Raw genomic sequence first — 19,835 nt, 5'->3', positions numbered from 1 at the left:
GCGCTGGACCGGGACGCTTTTCACTGCGGATGCGCTGTCTTTGGGATCTCAAACGCATTGGAACCTCACTCAGAAGTTGTGCATGCCGGGGGGGCCCTGACGCATGTCTCCAAGGCTGTTTTTGCCACCGGAACGTGGCCTAAGTGCGGCAAATACGGGTCATTTCGCGAAAATATGGCCAAATTTCATCGTTTTTTGCGGTTTGGGCCGTTTTTCTCGTGGGCGCCCCTCAGGCGCGCGATCTGCTTTCGAAAGCAGCGACTGAGGCGAGAGTGATTAAAAAGGTCGCAGCTTGTGAACGAAGATCCTAGTCTGCCCCGAGACCCGCCCGAACCGGCGAGTCGTGGTAACCAAGTCTGACGGCAAGGAGAGATGTTCATGGTCCGACAGGAACCGAGTTTTCGCGAAAGTGTTGATCTGATGTTCAACAGGGCGGCGGCGATCATGGACCTGCCGCCGGGGCTTGAGGAAAAGATCCGCGTCTGCAACGCGACCTATACGGTTCGGTTCGGTGTGCGCCTGCGCGGTCAGATTCAAACCTTTACCGGGTACCGGTCGGTGCATTCGGAACATATGGAGCCGGTCAAGGGCGGGATCCGCTATGCGCTGGCGGTGAATCAGGACGAGGTCGAGGCGCTGGCGGCGCTGATGACCTATAAATGCGCCTTGGTGGATGCGCCCTTTGGCGGCTCCAAGGGCGGGCTGTGCATCGACCCGCGCCAGTATGAGGAGCACGAGTTGGAGCTGATCACCCGCCGCTTTGCCTATGAATTGGCCAAGCGCGACCTGATCAACCCGTCCCAGAACGTGCCCGCCCCCGATATGGGCACCGGCGAGCGCGAGATGGCTTGGATCGCGGATCAATATGCGCGGATGAACACCACCGACATCAACGCGCGCGCCTGTGTCACCGGCAAGCCGCTGAACGCTGGCGGCATTGCCGGGCGGGTCGAGGCGACGGGGCGCGGGGTGCAATATGCCCTGCGCGAATTCTTTCGCGATCCGCGCGACGTGGCAAAGGCCGGGCTGTCCGGAGGGCTCGACGGCAAGCAGGTCATCGTGCAGGGGCTGGGCAATGTGGGCTATCACGCGGCCAAGTTCCTGTCGCAGGAAGACGGCGTGCGCATCACCGGTATCATCGAGCATGACGGCGCGCTTTATGATGACAACGGGCTGGACGTGGAGGCGGTGCATCACTGGATCGCGCGCCATGGTGGCGTGACCGGCTATCCCGATGCCACCCATATCGCCGAGGGGGCCGCGGTGCTGGAACATGACTGTGACATCCTGATCCCGGCGGCGCTGGAGGCGGTGATCAACCTGTCCAACGCCCATCGGATCAAGGCGCCGCTGATCATCGAGGCCGCCAACGGGCCGGTGACGGCGGGGGCGGATGAAATCCTGCGCGACAAGGGGGTGGTGATCATTCCCGACATGTATGCCAACGCGGGCGGCGTGACGGTGTCCTATTTCGAATGGGTCAAGAACCTGTCCCATATCCGCTTTGGCCGGATGCAGCGCCGACAGGAAGAGTCGCGCCACCAGCTGGTGGTGGAGCAGCTTGAATCCCTGAGCGATGCGCTGGGCAAGACCTGGTCGCCCAGCCCGGATTTCAAACAGCGATACCTGCGCGGCGCCGATGAGCTGGAGCTGGTGCGCTCGGGGTTGGATGACACCATGCGCAATGCCTATCAAGCCATGCGCGAGGTCTGGCATGACCGCGCCGACGTGACGGATCTGCGCACCGCCGCCTATCTGGTGAGCATCGGCAAGGTGGCGGCCAGCTACCGCGCCAAGGGGCTTTGATCCGCAAGGCATGACGGTTCAGACGGCGCCGGACCGGGGAGTTTCGGCGCCGTTTTGTACGCTCCCGCACTGGCATAGCCCGGGAGACCGGACAACATGGGCGCGGCTGTCGCTAAGGATCTGCCCGATGTCGCGTTTGCGGGGCTGGTGTCGTGCCGCGCTGATGCTAGTCTCGACCTGATCCGATGCGCCACCGTGCGGCGGATTGTCAGGAGGTCGAGATGCGATTTTCAGGGCTGCGTGTCCTCAAGGAGGGGCTGACCGGCAACCGGGGTTGGACCGCCCATTGGCGCGATCCGGAGCCGAAACCGGCCTATGACATCCTCATTATCGGGGGCGGCGGCCATGGGCTGGCCACGGCCTATTATCTGGCGCAGGTCCATGGGCTGCGCAATGTGGCGGTGCTGGAGAAAGGCTATCTCGGCGGCGGCAATATCGGACGCAACACCACCATCGTGCGGGCCAACTACGGGTTGCCGGGAAACTCCGAGTTCTATTCGCATTCCCTGTCCTTGTGGGAAGGGCTGGAACAAGAGCTGAATTTCAACGTGATGCAGTCGCAGCGCGGGGTTTTGAACCTGTTTCATTCCGACGGCCAGCGCGATGCCTATGTGCGGCGCGGCAACGCGATGGTGAATCAGGGCGACGATGCGATCCTGCTCGACCGCGACGGCCTGCGCAAGCGCGTGCCCTATCTCGATTTCGACAATGGGCGGTTTCCGGTTCAGGGCGCGCTGTATCACCCGCGCGGCGGCACCGCGCGTCATGACGCGGTGGCCTGGGGCTTTGCCCGCGGGGCGGACAGCCGGGGTATCGACCTGATCCAGAACTGTGAGGTGACGGGGATCGACGTGGCAAACGGCGCGGTGACCGGGGTGCAGACCAGCCGCGGCGCGATCCGGGCGAAGAAGGTCGGGATCGTGGTGGCGGGCCGTTCAAGCCAGGTGGCGGCGATGGCGGGGATGCGGCTGCCGATCGAGAGCCATGTGTTGCAGGCCTTTGTCACCGAGGGGCTGAAGCCGGTGATCGACACGGTGGTGACCTATGGCATGGGGCATTTCTATATCAGCCAGTCGGACAAGGGCGGGCTGGTCTTTGGCGGTGATATCGACATGTACGCCTCTTATGCCGCGCGGGGAAACCTGCCGGCGGTCGAGCATGTGATGGAGGCGGGGATGGCCTTGATGCCGATGATCGGCAAGGCCCGGGTGCTGCGCAGCTGGGGCGGCATCATGGACATGTCGCCCGACGGTTCGCCGATCATCGACAAGACCGGGATCGACGGGCTCTATCTCAATTGTGGCTGGTGCTATGGCGGGTTCAAGGCGGTGCCGGGCTCGGGCGATTGTTTTGCGCATCTGTTGGCGACCGGGCGGCCGCATCCGGCGGCCGCCCGGTTCCGGCTGGACCGGTTTCGCACCGGGGTCGGGATCATGGACGAAGAGGGCACCGGGGCGCAGCATAATCTGCACTGAGGCGCGGGCGGTGAGGTCGGATATGAGTATTTATACCAAGAAGAAGCAGGGGCGTGCGCAATGAGGATCACCTGTCCGCTGTGCGGCGCGCGCGATCGCCGGGAGTTCTATTATCGCGGCGCTGCGCTGGCGCTGGAACGGCCCGCGCCCGATGCTGGCGAGCAGGCGTGGGACGACTATCTGTTCCTGCGCGAGAACCCGGCGGGCGAGACGCGCGATCTTTGGTATCACGCAAATGGCTGCGGGGCGTGGCTGGTGGTGCGGCGCGACACGCGCAGCCATGCGGTGCTGGAGGTGCGTCTGGCCGGGGAGGGGGCGCAATGAGAGTTGCAGGCAAGGGGGTGCTGGATCGTTCGCGCTCGGTCCCGTTCCGGTTTGACGGGGTGCGCTATGCCGGGCTGGAGGGCGATACGCTGGCCTCGGCGCTGTTGGCCAATGGGGTGCGGCTGCTGGGACGCTCGTTCAAGTATCATCGCCCGCGCGGCGTTCTGACGGCGGGCAGCGAAGAGCCCAATGCGTTGGTTACGGTGGGGCGTGGCGGGCGGCAGACACCGAACACGCGGGCCACGGTGCAGGAGATATACGAGGGGTTGGAGGCGCGCAGCCAGAACGCCTGGCCGTCGCTGAAATATGATCTGTTGAGCGTGAACACCCTCGCCGCGCCGTTCCTTGGCGCCGGATTTTATTACAAGACCTTCATGTGGCCCAAGGCGTTCTGGGAAAAGCTGTATGAGCCCGCGATCCGCCGCGCCGCCGGCTTGGGGGCGCTGTCGGGGCTGCCGGACGCGGATCGCTATGAGCGTGCCTATGCGTTTTGCGATCTGTTGGTGATCGGGGCCGGTCCCGCCGGGCTGATGGCGGCCTTGGTGGCCGGGCGGGCCGGGGCGGATGTGATCCTTGCCGACGAAGACATGCGCATGGGCGGACGGCTGTTGGCGGAAACGCAGCAGATCGAAGGGCGGTCGGGGCAGGTCTGGGCGGGCGAAGTTCTGGCCGAGCTGGCGGCGATGGAGAACGTGCGGCTGATGACCCGCACCACCGTCGCCGGGGCCTATGATCAGGGCACCTTTGCTGCGCTGGAGCGGGTGGGTCATCACCGGGCGCGGGCCGAGGGGCAGCCGTTGGAGTGTTTCTGGCGCATCGTGGCCAAGCGCAGCGTGCTGGCGGCGGGGGCGTTGGAACGCCCGATCGCCTTTGCCGACAACGACCGGCCCGGGATCATGATGGCGGGCGCGGTGCGCGCCTATCTCAATCGCTGGGGGGTATGCCCGGGGCGGGCGGTCACGGTGTTTGCCAACAATGACGACGCGCACCGCACGGCGCGGGATCTGGTCGCGGCGGGTGTCGACGTGGTTGCGGTGATCGACAGCCGGGCGGAGGCGCCGGGCTCGGACCTGTTCGAGGTGCATCGCGGCGCGCAGGTGGTTGGAACCTCTGGTCGGCTGGGGCTGGAGGCGATCACCCTGCGATCCGCAGCGGGAGAGCGCCGGGTTGAAACCGATTGTCTGGCGGTCTCGGGCGGCTGGAACCCGTCGGTGCATTTGAGCTGTCACATGAACGGGCGGCCGACATGGCGCGAGGATATCGCGTCCTTTGTGCCCACACCCGGGGCGGTGCCGGGGATGATGGCGGCGGGGGCCTGCAACGGCGCGTTTTCGACGCTGGCCTGTCTGCGCGAGGGGGCCGAGGCCGCGCGTGCGGCGCTGGTCGAGCTGGGGCGGTCCGTGCCGCCGCTGGATCTGCCCGCGACGGAGGATGAGCCATACCGCCTCACCCCGCTTTGGGCGGTCGCGGGCAAGGGGCGCGCCTGGCTGGATTTCCAGAACGATGTGACGGTGAAGGACGTACGTCAGGCGGTGGCGGAGAATTACCGCTCGGTCGAGCATATGAAACGCTATACCACCCAGGGCATGGCCACGGATCAGGGCAAGAGTTCGAATGTGACGGCGCTGGCGGTGCTGGCGGATGCCACCGGGCGTGGCATTCCCGAGACCGGGACCACCAGTTTTCGCCCGCCATATTCCCCGATTGCCATCGCGGCGCTGGGCGCGGGCGGGCAGGGCAAGGGCTTTGCCCCCGAACGCTTCACCACCAGCCACAAGGCCAGCCGGGAGCGTGGCGCGCCGATGATCGAGGCGGGGTTGTGGTATCGGCCCAGCACGTTCCCGGCCCCGGGGGAAAAGAGCTGGCGGCAGAGTTGTGACCGCGAGGTGCGGATGGTGCGCGCGGCGGTGGGGGTCTGCGATGTCTCGACGCTGGGCAAGATCGACATTCAGGGGCCGGATGCGGGAAAGTTCCTCGATTTCGTCTATGCCAACATGTTCAGCACGCTGAAGGTCGGGCGGGTGCGCTATGGGCTGATGCTGCGCGAGGATGGCACGGTGATGGATGACGGCACCACCGCGCGGCTGGGCGAGCATCATTTCCTGATGACCACCACGACGGCGGCTGCAGGCGATGTGATGCGGCATCTTGAATTCGTCAGCCAGGGGCTGCGGCCGGATTGGGATGTGCGGTTCACCTCTGTCACCGAGCAGTGGGCGCAATTTGCCGTGGCCGGGCCGAAATCACGGGCGCTGCTGAACGAGCTGTTGGACGCCCCGTTGGAGGCGGGCGACTGGCCCTTCATGGCCTGCGGTCCGGTCCGGGTGCTGGGGGTCGCGGGGCGGCTGTTCCGGATCTCGTTCTCGGGCGAGCAGGCCTATGAACTGGCGGTGCCGGCGCGCTATGGCGATAGCCTGTTCCGGGCGTTGGTGGCCCGCGCCGAGGGGCTCGGCGGCGGTGCTTACGGGATGGAGGCGTTGAATGTGCTGCGGCTTGAAAAGGGCTTTATCACCCATGCCGAGATCCACGGGCGCGTCACCGCATATGACATTGGCATGGGGCGGATGGTGTCGGCCAAGAAGGATTGCATCGGCAAGACCATGAGCCAGCGGCCCGGGCTGATGGAGGCCGATCGCGAGCGGCTGGTGGGGCTGAAGCCGGTGGGCGCGGTCAAGCTGATCACCTCCGGTGCGCATCTGTTCGCGAAGGGGGCAGAGCCGGTGCGCGAAAACGATCAGGGCTATGTTACCTCGGCGGCCTATTCCCCGACAGTTGGGCATGTGGTGGCGCTGGGGTTCCTGCGGCGCGGACCCGAGCGGTTGGGCGAGGTGGTGAAGATGGTCGATCACCTGCGCGCGGTCGAGACGCTGTGCGAGGTGGTCGATCCGGTGATCTTCGATCCCGAGGGAGGGCGGATGCGTGGCTGAGCTGAGAGCAAATTCCCCCTGTGCCGGGGCGCTGCCGCTGGTGATCGGATCGGTCATGGCACGCGAGGAAGATTTGGGCGTGATCACCGCGCTGCTGCCCTATCGCGGTCGGGAAACGGCGCTGTCAGAGGCGTTGAAAGCAGCGCATGGCATGGCATTTCCGGCCCCCAACCGCGCGACCGGCAAGGTGGGCGCGCGGGCGATCTGGGCCGGGCGCGATCAGGCGCTGTTGCTGGGGCCTGTGCCCGATCCGGCGCTGTGCGAGCATGCGGCGTTGAGTGATCAGAGCGATGGCTGGGCGGCGGTGCGGCTGGAGGGGGCGGGGGCCGAGGCGGTGCTGGCGCGGCTGGTGCCTGTCGATCTACGCGCGCAGGTGTTCAAGCGCGGCCATACGGTGCGCAGCCAGGTGCAGCATATGGCGGGTTCGATCACACGGGTGGGCGAGCGCGCCTTTCTGATCCTGGTGTTCCGCTCGATGGCGGCGACACTGGTTCACGATTTGAAAACGGCGATGGAAGCGGTCGCCGCGCGCGGGTAGGGTGGGGGCAAATGAGACTCGCTTCTGGAGCTGCCCGATGTTGATCCGCCTGACCCTTGCTGCCGCCCTTCTGGCCACGCCCGCATTTGCCGCCGAGGACAAGCAGGAGGCCTGCCGCTATGAGGGGCAGGTGATGGCGGCGGTGCAAAAGGCGCGGCTGGACCGGGTGGCAAAGACCAAGGTGGCCGAGCATATCGCCGCGAGCGAGCCAACTTGGCCGGACAACTATAATGCCGCGATTCCGCAGATGGTCGACTATGTGTTCCAGATGAAGAAACGCGATCTGAAAGAGAATGATTTCGGCGCCCTGTGGGAGCAGCAATGCCTGCAAACCTGGGATCAGCGTCAGGACATGCTCAAGGCGATGCAGGACTAAGCGCGATCGCGCGGGCTGGCGCGCGTAACAGATGCGTGCAGAACAGGGGGGCGCGTGATCGCCGACGCCTTCTGTTGCCCCGCCCCCTGTAGCGGCTGGGCGAGGCACCGACCGGACCGCGGGCCTTGTGCGGCTTGACGCCCAGATGGCGACGTCTGGCTCTGGACAGCCATCCTTAATGCGAGGATAATTCGACCCATGTCACTGCCCCCCGGATTCCTTGACGAATTGCGCACCCGCATCTCGCTTACGCAGGTGGTCGGCCGCAAGGTGATGTGGGACACGCGCAAGTCGAATCAGGCCAAGGGCGACATGTGGGCGCCGTGCCCGTTTCATCAGGAAAAGAGCGCCAGCTTTCATGTCGATGATCGCAAGGGGTTTTATTACTGCTTTGGCTGTCAGGCCAAGGGTGACGCCATCGGCTTTGTGAAAGAGACCGAAAACGTGTCCTTTATGGAGGCGGTGGAAATCCTTGCCCGCGAGGCCGGGATGGAGATGCCCGCCCGCGACCCCGGGGCGCAGCAGAAAGCCGACCGGCGTGGCCAGTTGGTCGAGGTGATGGAACAGGCGGCGCAGTTCTTTCGGCTGCAGCTCAAGACTGGGGCAGGGGCCGAGCCGCGCGCCTATCTGGCGCGCCGGGGGCTGACAGAGGCGGCGCTTGAGCGCTGGGAGATCGGGCTTGCCCCGGCGGGCTGGCAGAACCTGTGGGATCACCTGCGCGGCAAGGGCGTGGGCGAGGATCTGATCATCGCGGCCGGGTTGGCGAAACCCTCCAACAAGGGCGGCAAGCCCTACGACACCTTCCGCCACCGGATCATGTTCCCGATCCGCGATGCGCGCGGTCGGGCGATGGCCTTTGGCGGTCGGGCGCTGGACCCGAGTGATAATGCGAAATACCTCAACAGCCCGGAGACCGAGCTGTTCGACAAGGGCCGGTCCCTGTTCAACCATGGCCCGGCGCGGGCGGCGGCGGGCAAGGGCCAGCCGCTGGTGGTGGCCGAAGGCTATATGGACGTGATCGCGCTGGTCGAGGCCGGGTTCGAGGCCGCCGTGGCGCCGCTGGGCACCGCGATCACCGAGACGCAGTTGCAATTGTTGTGGCGGATTTCCGACGAGCCGGTCATCGCGCTGGATGGCGACAAGGCGGGGCTGGGCGCGGCAATGCGGCTGATTGATCTGGCGTTGCCGCTGCTGGAGGCGGGCAAGTCGCTGCGTTTTGCGCTGATGCCCGAAGGGAAGGACCCGGACGATCTGTTGCGGTCTGAGGGGGCCAAGGCGGTGCAGGCGGTGCTGGATCAGGCGCAGCCGATGGTGCAGCTGCTGTGGCAACGCGAAACCGAGGGACGCTCGTTTGACAGCCCGGAGCGCAAGGCGGCGCTCGACAAGACCCTGCGCGAGCGGATCAAGGCGATTCGCGACCCCTCGATTCGTAGCCATTACGGGCAGGCGATCAAGGATTTGCGCTGGGATCTGTTTCGCCCGAAGAAACAGCCGCGCCCGGCAACCGGTGGCAACTGGGGGGCAAAAAAGCCTTGGCGCGGTGGCAAACCCGCGCCCCTGCCGGCCTCGGACAGCGCCAAATCTTCGCTGTTGGCGGCGGCAGGGGATGCGGCTGAGACCCATATGCGCGTGGCGGTGATTCTGGCCACGGTGATTTCTGCGCCAGAGCTGATCCTGGAGTTTGAATACCGACTCGAGGCGATGGCCTGTACTGATCGCGACCACGCGCTGTTGCGCGATGTGATCCTGCGTCATGCGGACCGCGCGCCGGACGATCTTCGCGCGGCTATTGCGGCGGCGGCGGGGCCGGATGCCCTTGAAAACCTCTATCGCTTGCGCCATGTGGCAATCAGCCCCTGTATGCGCAAGCCCGGCGATACCGCCTTGGCCCGGATGACCCTGACCGAGGAGCTTGCCAAGATCGAGACGCGGCGCGGGCTGTATGCCGAGGTGGCCGAGGCCGAGGAGGAGATAACCGGGCTGGCCGACGAGGCGGTGACATGGCGTCTGGGACAGGCGGCGGAGGCACGATCAAGATCCTATCGGATCGAATTGGATAATGGGAGTAGTGGGGCGGTTGTCGCCAAGAACGGCTTGGCGCTGGACAAATCTGATGTTGAATACCGCGACAAGGTTTTCGACAATATCGACTTCACCAAGGGGGGCAGATCGCGCGGCTGAGTTGTGGCCCAAGATCCCCGAATCGGTGAGGTTCTGTGAAAACGGGCCGTTGAGGCGGCCTTTTGTAACGTATAGAGGTGGACAATCGGACGAACGGGTGACCGAATCACCAGATCGTTCCAGTGATTCGAACTCGACCGAATCGCCCCAAGCCCCTGCAGGAGCATTGAATGGCAGCCAAGGACACCGAGGACCAGAAACCTGAGGACCAGGAAGCGGAAATCACGCTCGACATGAGCCAGACTCAAGTCAAGAAGATGATCGCCGAGGCCCGTGAGAAAGGGTACATCACCTATGATCAGCTTAATCAGGTTCTACCTCCCGATCAGGTAAGTTCGGAACAAATCGAAGACGTGATGTCGATGTTGTCAGAGATGGGCATCAACATCATCGAGGACGAAGAGGCCGAGGAAGAAGAGCAAAAGGGCTCGACCGAGGTCACCACGACCGAAAGTGCGCGCGAGGTCACGCTGGCCAGCCAGCAGAGCGAGAAACTGGATCGCACCGACGATCCGGTGCGCATGTATCTGCGCGAAATGGGCAGCGTCGAATTGCTGAGCCGCGAGGGCGAGATCGCCATCGCCAAGCGGATCGAGGCAGGCCGGAACACGATGATCGCCGGGCTGTGCGAAAGCCCGCTGACCTTTCAGGCGATCACGATCTGGCATGACGAGCTGTTGTCCGAGGACATTCTGCTGCGCGACGTGATCGATCTGGAGACCACGTTCGGCAACCTGATGGGGGACGACGAAGAGCCCACCGTGCCGATCGTCAACACCGCCGCCGTGGCGACGCCGAAACCGCAGGAAGCCTCCAGTCCGGAGCTTGATGCGGACGGCAACCCCATCGCCAAGGATGACGACGACGACGAAGACGAACAGGCCAACATGTCGCTTGCGGCGATGGAGGCCGCGCTCAAGGATCAGGTGCTGAGCACGCTGTTGGGGATCTCTCTCGACTATGCCCAGCTTTCGGAGATGCAGGACAGCCGGATCGCCGCCACTCTGGGCGATACCGGGGCGTTTTCGGCCAAGGACGAGGCGACCTATCAAAAGCTGCGTTCCGAGATCGTGGAACTGGTCAACGGGCTGCATCTGCACAACAACCGGATCGAGGCGTTGATCGACCAGCTTTACGGCATCAACCGCCGGGTGATGGTCATCGACAGCGCGATGGTGAAGCTGGCCGATCAGGCCCGTATCAACCGCCGCGAATTCATCGAAGCCTATCGCGGGCGCGAGCTGGACCCGACCTGGCTGGACGAGATGGCGCAAAAGCCGGGCCGTGGCTGGAAGATGTTCATCGAACGCTCGACCGACAAGGTCGAGGAACAGCGCGCAGATATGGCGCAGGTCGGCCAGTATGTCGGCCTTGATATCAGCGAGTTCCGGCGCATCGTCCAACAGGTGCAGAAGGGCGAGAAAGAAGCCCGCCAAGCCAAGAAGGAAATGGTCGAGGCCAACCTGCGGCTGGTGATCTCGATCGCCAAGAAATACACCAATCGCGGGCTGCAATTCCTGGATCTCATTCAGGAAGGCAATATCGGCCTGATGAAGGCCGTGGACAAGTTCGAGTATCGCCGCGGCTACAAGTTCTCGACCTATGCGACTTGGTGGATCCGGCAGGCGATCACGCGTTCGATCGCGGATCAGGCCCGCACCATCCGTATCCCGGTGCATATGATCGAGACGATCAACAAGCTGGTGCGCACCGGGCGGCAGATGCTGCACGAGATTGGTCGCGAACCGACACCGGAGGAACTGGCTGAAAAACTCCAGATGCCGCTGGAGAAGGTCCGCAAGGTGATGAAGATCGCCAAGGAGCCGATCAGCCTTGAAACGCCGATTGGCGACGAGGAAGACAGCCAGCTTGGCGATTTCATCGAGGACAAGAACGCCGTCCTGCCGCTGGATTCCGCCATTCAGGAGAACCTGAAGGAAACCACGACCCGGGTTCTGGCCAGCCTCACCCCGCGCGAGGAACGGGTTCTGCGGATGCGCTTTGGCATCGGCATGAACACCGATCACACGCTGGAAGAAGTCGGCCAGCAGTTCAGCGTGACCCGCGAACGGATCCGGCAGATCGAGGCCAAGGCGCTGCGCAAGCTGAAGCACCCGTCGCGGTCGCGAAAGTTACGCTCGTTCCTGGATCAGTAAGGTTTGAAAGGCGCCCCGCGGGGCGCCTTTTTTCATGGTGACACGTTTTCGGCCAGTGTTTGGCGACGATGTTCAGCGCTGCTGAGCCGATCCTCCGGGGCCCTCTGAACGGGCATGACGTTGAGGATGGAGGATGCGGGGACCTGGCGGTTTTGTTTTGCAGCGAGCGATCCGGCCCAGAGATCCGGCCGAGCGGGTTTTCGCGGGCCATCCCCTGCGACCGGATCCCCCCTATTCTCGGGCGGCTGCGCAGGCTAAACTCGCTGTGTCTCCTGAACCCCGAAGGGCCTTGCCTATGAAACCGATTTCCCCTGTTCCGGCGGCGCTGGCGGCTTTGCTTCTTGCCCTGCCTATCCCGGCCGAGGCGTTCAATGCCCGGCGCAACATGCACGTCAATCCGGTCGATGCCGCCGTGTTCGAGGTGATCGCCCCCAGTGCCGCGCCCGCCGACGACTATTGGTGCGGGGCTGCGGATTACGCCCAGCGGGCGCTGGGGATGCCGTGGATCGCGCGGATATATATCGCGCGCGGGCGCGGGCCCAGCGTGACCACCCAGCGGCGCACGGCGGTGCAGTTCACCGTCCAGCCCGAGGTGGCCGGTGTGCAGCCGCTCGATCCGGTCTTTATGCTGAACATGATGAAGCCGGGTGACAACATGACGGTGGCCCACGCGCTGAGCTTTTGCAATCAGCCCCCGGTTCAGGAATGAGCGGGGGTGAGATCAGACGCCGCGCCATCACGGCTCTGGCGGCAGGTCTGATCGCCCTGCCGGGCGCGGCCTTGGCGTGGCGCGCGCTGAACGGGCACGAGGTGCAGGATCTGGGCGGCGGCGTCTACGAGGTGGTGGGCCGGGTCGGCTCGGGCGCGCAGGACTATTGGTGCGGTGTTGGGGACTATGCGATCTCGGTGCTGGGGGTCGCGGCGGCGCAGCGGATCTATATCTGGCACCCGCTCGGACCCTCCACAGTGCGCCCCGGACGCAAGGCGGTGCAGTTCGCGCTTGCGCCCCCCGCCGGGGCCGATACCTCGACCGGATATGCGCTGACCATGCGGCGGGCCGGCGATAATCTGAGCGCGGCGATGGCGCAGCAATATTGTTATGACAACCGGTTCAACGCGATCCTGTGGCGTCCCGGTCTGTGATCGGATTGGGGGCGGGACGGGGCAGGGGCCGCAGGGTCTTGCCACCGTCGCCGCGCCGGGTTTGACTGGCCCCATGGCGCAGAACGAATTTCATCTCACCACCTCCGGTCCGGGGCTTTATGAGTTCACCGAAAAGGTCATGCGCTGGGTCGCGGACAGCGGTCAGTCCGAGGGGCTGTTGACCCTGTTCGTGCGCCATACCTCCTGCTCGCTGCTGATACAGGAGAATGCCGATCCCGAGGTGCAGGGCGATCTGACGGCGTTCTTTGCCCGGCTGGTGCCGCCCTCCACCGATCCCTCGATGTCCTATCTGCGCCATACCTATGAGGGGCCCGATGACATGCCCGCCCATATCAAGGCGGCGCTGCTGCCGGTCAGCCTGAGCATTCCGGTGTGGCGGGGGCTGCCGGTGCTGGGCACGTGGCAGGGGATCTACCTGTTCGAACATCGCTGTAAGTTGACACCTATTATTGCAGGGATACCGGAAGACCCAAGAGGTGGACGGTCTATGACGAATGCGGCCAAAAATCAGGGACTTAGGAAGAATGGCAGGGAGCGGCGGGCCATCGGTGGCAAATTTGCAGTGGGGATAAAATAGGCCGCTTTTCCGGGGCATGGCGGTAAACCACGAGGGTTGCCAGTGGTCGTAGCCAAGAAGAGTGAAAACCTATTTAACGCAGTGTTTTAGAGGTTTCAAACTGCGGTTAATGTTGGCACCTGGTTCAGGTGAACGCGTCGCGGAACATGCCAATGGAGTGGCATGTTCTAAATGCCATTGGCATGTTCATCTTAAGTGTCAGATAACAAAGTATAATCATGTTTTTGGTCAGGGCGTATCGATCAATCAAACATGCCAACGATTTTCGGGGTTGCGGTCATGATCCGGGATCGCGTCCAATGTTGCCGTATTGGTATCGCGTAACGAGGAGAGGCCCAAGATGAAGGTTCTTGCCGCAGCCCTGGTCGGACTTTCCATGTCCGCACCGCTGTCCGCTCAGGCGGATGAAATAACCATTGAACAGCGCTTGAACAAGCAGATCGACTTGGTCTGCATCGCAAATGGCCATGCGCTGCCTGTTCGCCTGGAGCGGCAGAAAGATGGCACACTTACAGCTCTCGACCAATGGGCCGATGCCACGGTGACGACGACAAGGAGGGCTGTCGCGGTCCTGCGTGGCAATGACTTTCTGCACATCTCTGGAGATATGGTGCTGATAGGAGCCATCGATGGGGAGCGGATTGACGGGGAATGCGTCGATCTACGTCCGCTTCTTGAGGATGCACTGTGGTCTCTCGTTCACGACGGCGAAGAGATGGGCGAGCTCGTCACGCGGCAGAGACAGGCTGATTTCGACACGCTAGAGAAGTGCAAGGAAACCGTGGCTTCGAAATGGGTAGATATTCTAATACTAGTGGAGCCTCGCGATTACGTTGGCGCAAAGGCTTCTGAAATCGAAGCGAACCTGAAGAAAGTACAGGATGTCTTCGATGAAATTCACTCTGTTTGCAGGTAACCAATGACGCGTATACAGCTAAGTGCGCGCCTATGTTTAAATTCGACGATCAGACGTTAGATATCACGCCGCGCACCCTTGCAATGGGCTGGAATTCGACGTCGTCAGGGTCGTGGATGAAGATTGGCGGATAGGTTGCATTGTCCGAGATCATTGCGACCCAGTTTTCATTTGAGCGAATGGGCAGTTGCAGGCGTTTGACTACGATCGCTCCGTTGTAGCGGACGATATAGATCCCTGGCACAGACCAGTCAGCCTTGCCGCGGAAATCAACTAGGACATAGGCGCCGTCCGGAATGGTTGGTGACATGCTGTCGCCCCGCACTCTGAGCAAACCAGCGAGATCTGCCACAACTCCATGGCGCATCAACCATGAGCGTGTAAAGGCCATCATATCGGATGCAGCTTCTGACACTGGAATAATACCGTTTCCAGCCGCTGCATCGACATCGAAAACGCCGATGGTCGAGTACTCTTGACTATTGATACGCACCTGACCAGGCAACGGTTTGTTTCCATCGGCTGGACTGATGGAGGGTGCTTCAAGGTCGTCGGATCGCCCTGAGAACAGCCAGTTCATGTCGACCGGGAATATTTCCACTAGCTTGGTCAGGAACTCGTCGTTGACCCGTTGTCGACCCGATTCGATGTCCCGCACTTTCGATGGTTTCACGCCGAGAGCCGAAGCAAAATCATCCTGCGTCATACCGGAGTTCGCCCTAATCACTTTGATTTTGTTGTGAATTTTCGACATGTGTTGCCCAAGTGTGCAATGGAATATTTCCATTGACTAGATGGTGGATATTTTCCATTATCGCTACACAAGAGGTAAGCGAGCGTAGCGAAACAATGACAGAAAAACCCAACTTGTACCAGCCGGGGGCGATCCTTCACGAAGCGATCATCGGCGCCTTCCGAGCTAGCGGATACAATTTCAACGATTGGTGCATCCGCAACGGAGTCACACCATCAGTCGCACGCAATGCCACCTTTGGGCAGTCGCGCGGGCCGAACGGGAAAGCATTGCTTAAGCGTCTGATCGATGCCGCAGGACGTGATTTCGTCGATGGTGCCTATGCAAGGCGTCTGTCGGAGCATGCAGCCCAGTTCAAGGGGGCCGCGGAAAGATGACCGGTTCCTCCCGTCAGACCCGTGCCCTGGTTCAGCTGGCCGATGCGCTGGCTGGTTACGAGTTGATCACCATCGACGCGGTCTCGGCGCGCGTGCTGGGCAAGGGCGATTTCTTCAAGCGTCTCAAACGGGGCGGCGACTGCCGCACCGAAACCTCCGAGCGCGTTCTGGACTGGTTCGACGCAGTCTGGCCGGACGACCTGGACTGGGCTTGCGATCTGCCACGTCCATCAGGTCGGTCCGAAGTGGCCAAGCTGCCGCGTCATAACGCGCAGGCCTTGGCCGATATCACCAATCTGCCGATCTGGTCGAGCGGGCGCCGCCCGGCTTGGTGGCACGATATCCCCGTTCGGTCGTTTCTGACCGATGCACACCGGCAGATGTCGACCCTGCGCGCGGCCAGCCTGGGCGCGAAGAGGTTCGGTGATCGCTGCCCTAAAAAGTCGTCGATCCATTTGTACTGGCAGCGTCTGGACAAGGCTTTCGCCCGTATGGAGGTGACGAAATGAACCAAAATGCCGAACACTTCCACGAAGATAAGCGGGCCACACGCCCCCTTTCGAGCACCTGCTCCGGCGGCGGAACGGGGATACCGCCGTCGGAGACTTTTTCAACGCGGATGTCTGACCTGGTCATCGACGCGTTGGTAGTGATCGCTGGTGCGCTGTTGTTTCGCTGGATCCTCATTATCGGAATGTCCATGCAGGCGGATATGATCGCAGCCCCCAGCGCGGTGCTCGATGACGCCTACTGGATCGAGATCGGGGTGAAACCCTGATGCATCACGGTCGCCTGTCCACCAGCTCTCGCCTGCAACGCGCCCTTACGGTGCTGGAGCAGGCTTGCGGCAAGATCAGCACCTATGAGCTGGCGCGCCAGGCGGACATTTGCGCGGTGAATTCGGTGATTGCCGAGCTGCGCGAGAACGGTGCGGTGATCACCTGTCGGCAGGAGGTCAATCAAGGCCGCCGCCGTTTCTACTATCAACTCATAAAATCCCCGGATCAAAATGACTGAAGCACATATTCCAGACGATCACATACGGAACGCATTTTCTGCCCTCGACCGGATTCTGGGCGAGATGGTGACGCTTCACGCGATGGTTTCGGCGCTCGAAGGTGTCGCGCGCGGAACAACGACCTTTTCCGAGAGAGATGCCATTTCGGTACTCGAAAGGCTGGAAGTGGTCGCGGTCGACTTCGGGGTGCTGCGATCGCACCTAACCGAACTGCGCCTTCACATCCCGGAGGATCAATCATGAAGATCATAAATGGCGGAAATGTGCAAAGGATCGCGCTCGACAAGATCGAGGTTGAGGGGCGCCTGCGTGGTATCCGAGAGGCCTTTGTCGAGAACTTGCTCGCGATGGCTGAGGATACGGGCATCACCACACCGATCCATGTGAGAAAGATCGGCGCACGTTTCGTCTTGATCGATGGCGCGCATCGCCTAGAGGTCTCTCGCCGACTTGGACTGGATGACATCGCTGCCCTAGTGGTGGAATGCCGGGCGGAAGAGGCTCGTGCGATGGAGGCGTCGAATAATCTGGGGGCGGCCCGGATGACGCCACTTCAAACAGCGGTCTTCGTCGCGTCATGGAAGCGCCAGTATTACGCGATGCATCCAGAGAGGAAGCCTGGAGCATTCAAGGGCAATCAGCACACCGGAAATATGGTGGGGATCAATTTGACCCTCACCAAAACTATCGCAGATGCGTTCGGTGTTTCTGAGCCGACGATCAAGCGCGCACTGATGGCTGGTGACCATCTTGATCCGGAGGAAGTTACCGCGTTGGAAGGTGCGCCAGGCAGGATCACGATGGAAGATCTCAAGGCGCTGGCGAAGATCGATGATGCAGAAGAGCGGACGTCGGTTATTTCGATGGTGGCGAGCGGTCAAGCAAAGACGCTTCGAAAGGCGGCAAAGGTTGCGCGAGTCACACCTGAAACCGCCCCTAAAGACCCGGTTGAAGAGGCGTTCAAGGGGCTGTTCGAGCGCTGGAAACGCGCCCCGATGGCCGCACGCCGCCGCTTTATCGAGGAGATCGGTGACGATCTGACATCCATGCAAGATGGGGGGGGCGAATTATGACCGTATCCCCAAATCAGGTCTGGTGGACGGCGCGCGAGTTGGCCGAGGCTGGGCTTCCGGATATGCCGCAGGGTCGCACCGGTGTCGAAGCGATGGCCAAGCGCCTCGATTGGCGCGGTCATGCCGGGTTCGCGCGCCGCCGTCAGGGCCGGGGTGGCGGCTGGGAGTATCACTGGAAGCTGCTACCGATGCGGGCCCAGAAGAAGCTTCTGGCCGAGGCCGCGCCGATGGATACTACGGCCCCGGTGAAGGTCGGGCGGGACGATGCCTGGACTTGGTTTGAGGGGCTGCCCGAGCGCGTACAAGCAAAGGCACGCACCCGGCTGGAGGTGATATCCAAAGTCGAGGCGCTGGCCGGGGCTGGCATCACCAAATTTCTTGCTGTGTCCGAGGTGGCGCGAGCGGATGGCGTGAGCGACCGGACCATCTGGAACTGGTTCGACCTGATCGATGGTGTGCGCCTTGATGATCGGCTGGCCTATCTCGCACCGCGCCATCGCGCCGCGCGCCGCACACCCCAGCGGTCCGAGGTATCGGATGAATTCTGGGATTACCTGAAATCCGACTATCTGCGGCCAGAGCATCCTGGATTTTCTTCCTGCTACCGGCGCGCGACGCGGGTGGCACGTGAGAATGGATGGGTCACGGCCCCTGAGCGCACCATGCGCCGCCGGTTGGAGGCCGAGGTGTCCAAACTCACGATCACGCTGTGCCGCAAGGGTGTAGATGCCCTCAAATCGCTCTATCCCTCCCAGACGCGCGACCGGATGAGCCTGCAAGCGATGGAAGCTGTGAACTCGGACTATCACCGGTTTGATGTCTTCGTGCGTTGGCCTGCCGAGCCCGGATCGGACACTGGTGAAGAGAATATCGTTCGCCCGCAGCTGGTAGCATTCCAAGATCTGTACTCGGGCCGCATCCTGAGCTGGCGGCTGGACCGGACACCGAACAAGGTCGGCGTCAGCATGGCGCTGGGCGACATGATCGAGCGGTTCGGTATTCCGGGCCATGTGGTGCTCGACAACGGTCGAGAGTTCGCCAACAAGTTCCTGACAGGTGGCGTCAAAACACGCTTCCGCTTCAAGGTCAAAGACGACGATATCCCCGGCATCCTGAAGACGCTGGGTGTCGAGGTCCATTGGGCCACGCCCTACAGCGGCCAGTCAAAGCCGATCGAACGCGCATGGCGTGATCTGGCTGAGGATATCGCCAAGGACCCGAGATTTTCGGGCGCCTATACCGGCAACCGCCCTGACGCAAAACCGGAGAACTATGGTGCCGCTGCGATCCCGCTGGAGCGGTTCATCGAAGTCGTTGCTGAGGGGATCGAAGAGCACAATGCGCGGGCCGGTCGGCGCGGTCAGACCACCGCAGGGCGCAGCATCATCGAGACCTTCGAGGAGAGCTACGCAACAGCCCCGATCCGCAAAGCTACACCCGAGCAGCGCCGCCTCTGGCTCATGGGTGCTGAGGGTGTTCGCGCCGATACCAAAACCGGCCTGCTGAAGTTCATGGGAAACGAATACTTCTCGGAATGGATGTACGAGATCGCGGGCCAGAAAGTGGTGGCGCGGTTCGATCCCGCAGACCTGCGCGCAGGGCTCTATATCTATGGTCTCGATGGGGCCTATCTGGGCGAGGCCGAGTGCCGCCTTGCTGCCGGGTTCTTCGATCTTGAAGAGGCTCGCAACCATGCCTCGGCGCGGCGCAAATGGATCAACGCGGAGAAAGAAGCCGCAAAGGCCGCTCGTCGGTTCAATGCGGCCGAGCTTGGCAGTTTTATCGACGGATCCAGCGCTGGAACACCCCCAACAGAGACCTCGATCGAGGCCAAGGTTGTGCGCCCGGCGGCCTTTGAAAAGGTCCGCCGCCCCGCACCAGTGTCGCGCACGGCCAGCGCCGATGAGCAGGCCGCGCGCGAGGCCTTTGTGGCGGATTTTCAGGAACACGCGGTCAAAGCGGAAGCGCAGCGACCAGTAAGCGATGATGCGCGGGTGCGCTTTGCCCGCGCGATGGAGATGGAAGCGCGTCTGGCGGATGGAGATCCGCTCTCGCGTGACCAGGACCGGTGGCTGGAAGGCTATCGGCAGACCCCGGAGTACGCCGCACACAGGTCCGTCATGACGGACCTTGGGGCGGGGCGCTCAGGGAAATGAAGGGTGGCGCGGCGGGG

19 protein-coding genes and 1 pseudogene are annotated in these 19,835 nt (G+C 62.7%); 19 read left to right on the top strand and 1 reads right to left on the bottom strand.

Features of this window, described 5'->3' with window-relative positions; genetic code table 11:
- Nucleotides 1–378 precede the first annotated feature (378 nt).
- From E1B25_RS01810 to E1B25_RS01755, 12 genes and pseudogenes are all read left to right on the top strand, one after another.
- Nucleotides 379–1,806 carry a Glu/Leu/Phe/Val family dehydrogenase gene (locus tag E1B25_RS01810; RefSeq protein ID WP_132826963.1) on the top strand — a complete coding sequence of 476 codons (1,428 nt, stop codon included), beginning with the start codon at nt 379–381 and terminating at the stop codon, nt 1,804–1,806.
- Between the two features lie 221 nt (nt 1,807–2,027).
- On the top strand, nt 2,028–3,281 hold the full coding sequence (locus tag E1B25_RS01805) for a sarcosine oxidase subunit beta family protein (protein ID WP_132826962.1): 1,254 nt from the start codon (nt 2,028–2,030) through the stop codon (nt 3,279–3,281).
- 60 nt (nt 3,282–3,341) lie between these two features.
- Nucleotides 3,342–3,605 carry a sarcosine oxidase subunit delta gene (locus E1B25_RS01800; RefSeq protein WP_132826961.1) on the top strand — a complete coding sequence of 88 codons (264 nt, stop codon included), beginning with the start codon at nt 3,342–3,344 and terminating at the stop codon, nt 3,603–3,605.
- Entirely contained in the window at nt 3,602–6,532 is a 2,931-nt protein-coding gene (locus tag E1B25_RS01795; RefSeq protein WP_132826960.1) for a sarcosine oxidase subunit alpha family protein, read from the top strand. Before E1B25_RS01800 ends, E1B25_RS01795 begins: the two co-directional genes overlap by 4 nt.
- Entirely contained in the window at nt 6,525–7,070 is a 546-nt protein-coding gene (locus E1B25_RS01790; protein WP_132826959.1) for a sarcosine oxidase subunit gamma, read from the top strand. The genes E1B25_RS01795 and E1B25_RS01790 overlap by 8 nt, the downstream gene beginning before the upstream one ends.
- A 40-nt stretch (nt 7,071–7,110) precedes the next feature.
- Nucleotides 7,111–7,446: a hypothetical protein gene (locus E1B25_RS01785; protein WP_132827239.1), complete on the top strand. Its 336-nt coding sequence runs from the start codon at nt 7,111–7,113 to the stop codon at nt 7,444–7,446.
- 198 nt (nt 7,447–7,644) lie between these two features.
- Nucleotides 7,645–9,627 carry a DNA primase gene (dnaG, locus tag E1B25_RS01780; protein ID WP_132826958.1) on the top strand — a complete coding sequence of 661 codons (1,983 nt, stop codon included), beginning with the start codon at nt 7,645–7,647 and terminating at the stop codon, nt 9,625–9,627.
- A 170-nt stretch (nt 9,628–9,797) separates the two neighbouring features.
- Entirely contained in the window at nt 9,798–11,783 is a 1,986-nt protein-coding gene (rpoD, locus tag E1B25_RS01775) for an RNA polymerase sigma factor RpoD (RefSeq protein WP_132826957.1), read from the top strand.
- A gap of 295 nt (nt 11,784–12,078) precedes the next feature.
- Entirely contained in the window at nt 12,079–12,492 is a 414-nt protein-coding gene (locus tag E1B25_RS01770; protein ID WP_132826956.1) for a hypothetical protein, read from the top strand.
- Nucleotides 12,489–12,926, top strand: a complete 438-nt coding sequence (locus E1B25_RS01765) for a hypothetical protein (protein ID WP_132826955.1) — start codon at nt 12,489–12,491, stop codon at nt 12,924–12,926. The genes E1B25_RS01770 and E1B25_RS01765 overlap by 4 nt, the downstream gene beginning before the upstream one ends.
- A 73-nt stretch (nt 12,927–12,999) precedes the next feature.
- A pseudogene (locus tag E1B25_RS01760) lies at nt 13,000–13,377 on the top strand (secondary thiamine-phosphate synthase enzyme YjbQ); the annotation flags it as partial.
- Nucleotides 13,378–13,864: 487 nt separating this feature from the next.
- Nucleotides 13,865–14,440, top strand: a complete 576-nt coding sequence (locus tag E1B25_RS01755; RefSeq protein ID WP_132826953.1) for a hypothetical protein — start codon at nt 13,865–13,867, stop codon at nt 14,438–14,440.
- Between the two features lie 49 nt (nt 14,441–14,489).
- On the opposite strand, the gene E1B25_RS01750 is transcribed toward E1B25_RS01755, so the two are convergent.
- Complete coding sequence (locus E1B25_RS01750; RefSeq protein ID WP_165937530.1) at nt 14,490–15,194, bottom strand: XRE family transcriptional regulator; 705 nt, start codon at nt 15,192–15,194, stop codon at nt 14,490–14,492.
- A 95-nt stretch (nt 15,195–15,289) separates the two neighbouring features.
- Here E1B25_RS01750 and E1B25_RS01745 point away from each other — a divergent pair, with 95 nt between their 5' ends.
- From E1B25_RS01745 to E1B25_RS01720, 7 genes are all read left to right on the top strand, one after another.
- On the top strand, nt 15,290–15,571 hold the full coding sequence (locus E1B25_RS01745) for a hypothetical protein (RefSeq protein ID WP_132826951.1): 282 nt from the start codon (nt 15,290–15,292) through the stop codon (nt 15,569–15,571).
- On the top strand, nt 15,568–16,080 hold the full coding sequence (locus E1B25_RS01740) for a hypothetical protein (RefSeq protein ID WP_132826950.1): 513 nt from the start codon (nt 15,568–15,570) through the stop codon (nt 16,078–16,080). Before E1B25_RS01745 ends, E1B25_RS01740 begins: the two co-directional genes overlap by 4 nt.
- A 110-nt stretch (nt 16,081–16,190) precedes the next feature.
- A complete protein-coding gene (locus E1B25_RS22065; RefSeq protein ID WP_165937529.1) occupies nt 16,191–16,349 on the top strand; it encodes a hypothetical protein in 159 nt (52 codons plus the stop codon).
- Complete coding sequence (locus tag E1B25_RS01735) at nt 16,349–16,588, top strand: helix-turn-helix domain-containing protein (RefSeq protein WP_132826949.1); 240 nt, start codon at nt 16,349–16,351, stop codon at nt 16,586–16,588. The genes E1B25_RS22065 and E1B25_RS01735 overlap by 1 nt, the downstream gene beginning before the upstream one ends.
- Nucleotides 16,581–16,832, top strand: coding sequence for a hypothetical protein (locus E1B25_RS01730; protein WP_132826948.1), 252 nt, complete (start codon nt 16,581–16,583; stop codon nt 16,830–16,832). Before E1B25_RS01735 ends, E1B25_RS01730 begins: the two co-directional genes overlap by 8 nt.
- Nucleotides 16,829–17,662 carry a ParB/RepB/Spo0J family partition protein gene (locus E1B25_RS01725; protein WP_132826947.1) on the top strand — a complete coding sequence of 278 codons (834 nt, stop codon included), beginning with the start codon at nt 16,829–16,831 and terminating at the stop codon, nt 17,660–17,662. The genes E1B25_RS01730 and E1B25_RS01725 overlap by 4 nt, the downstream gene beginning before the upstream one ends.
- Entirely contained in the window at nt 17,659–19,818 is a 2,160-nt protein-coding gene (locus E1B25_RS01720; protein WP_132826946.1) for a transposase domain-containing protein, read from the top strand. The genes E1B25_RS01725 and E1B25_RS01720 overlap by 4 nt, the downstream gene beginning before the upstream one ends.
- The last annotated feature ends 17 nt before the right edge of the window (nt 19,819–19,835 follow it).

Source organism: Antarcticimicrobium sediminis (genome assembly GCF_004348975.1).
GTDB classification, from domain to species: Bacteria; Pseudomonadota; Alphaproteobacteria; order Rhodobacterales; family Rhodobacteraceae; genus Antarcticimicrobium; species Antarcticimicrobium sediminis.
Note: the sequence above shows the minus strand (reverse complement) of the source record. Positions and strands in the feature narration are given on the sequence as shown.